Origin of the sequence: Zobellella taiwanensis, from assembly GCF_003012795.1 — a bacterium.
Classification (GTDB): Bacteria; Pseudomonadota; Gammaproteobacteria; order Enterobacterales; family Aeromonadaceae; genus Oceanimonas; species Oceanimonas taiwanensis.
The window spans coordinates 1-917 of record NZ_PXYH01000051.1; the positions used below are offsets into that span (position 1 = coordinate 1).

1 protein-coding gene is annotated in these 917 nt (G+C 58.9%); it reads right to left on the bottom strand.

Going from position 1 to position 917, the window contains the following annotated elements; genetic code table 11:
- A partial coding sequence (locus C7I36_RS16865; RefSeq protein ID WP_181256429.1) for an ATP-binding protein occupies window positions 1–917 on the bottom strand: 917 nt, incomplete at both ends.

Genomic DNA, 917 nt, shown 5'->3' on the forward strand with positions numbered 1-917 from the left:
CTTCCTTGCGGCGGATGGTGAGATAACCGGTCTGGAACAGCAGCGCCTCGGTGCTGATGTCGTCCACGTCGAACCGCCCCAGCAGGTTGAGCGGGCTTTCCAGACGGTCCAGTTGCGGTGTGAAAAAACCCCGCTCCGCCAGCATCTTCACCAAAAAGGTGGGCGTTGCACTCTCGAACCAATAGGCGCGAAACTCCCGCTCCTGTAACAACAGCAGCACATCGAACGGGTTGTACACCGCCTCGCCACCCCAGTTGTAACCGTTGTACCAGGTTTTGATTTGCTCCCGGTTAAGCCCCGCCAGCTCGGGGGCGAACACCGTATCTACATCCTGCTCGGTATAGCCGCAAATGGCCGAATACTGCCTGGATAGGGTAATATCCCGCAGGTTATTCAGCCCCGAAAACAAACTCACCTTGCTGAACTTCGATACCCCGGTCAGCAGGCAAAAGCACAAATGCGGGTCGGCATCCTTCAACACCGAATACAGGTTTTTCAGCCCCTCGCGCAGCTCGGTGGCGACGGGGGCGTTGGTAATATTATCCAGGATCGGCTTGTCGTATTCGTCGATCAGCACCGCCACCCGCTCGCCATACAGCTCATGGGTGCGGCGGATAAGCTCGGCAAAGCGGCCACCGATGGTCTGGTTGACCAGGGGCACCCCCAGCCGCACGGCCTGCTCGTTCAGTTGCTCATGGATATTCTGATCCAGCAGCTCCCGTCCGTTCATCACCCCGCTGCCAAACCCTAAGCGGATCACCGGCCGGGGGCGGGACCAGTCCCATTTATCGTGAATAAACAGGCCGCGGAACAGCGGCTCTTTCGCCTCGAACAGCTGGTGCAGGGTATCGAGCAGCAGGCTTTTGCCAAAACGGCGCGGGCGGGAGAGAAAATAGTAGCCGGCCTGCTCGATCAAC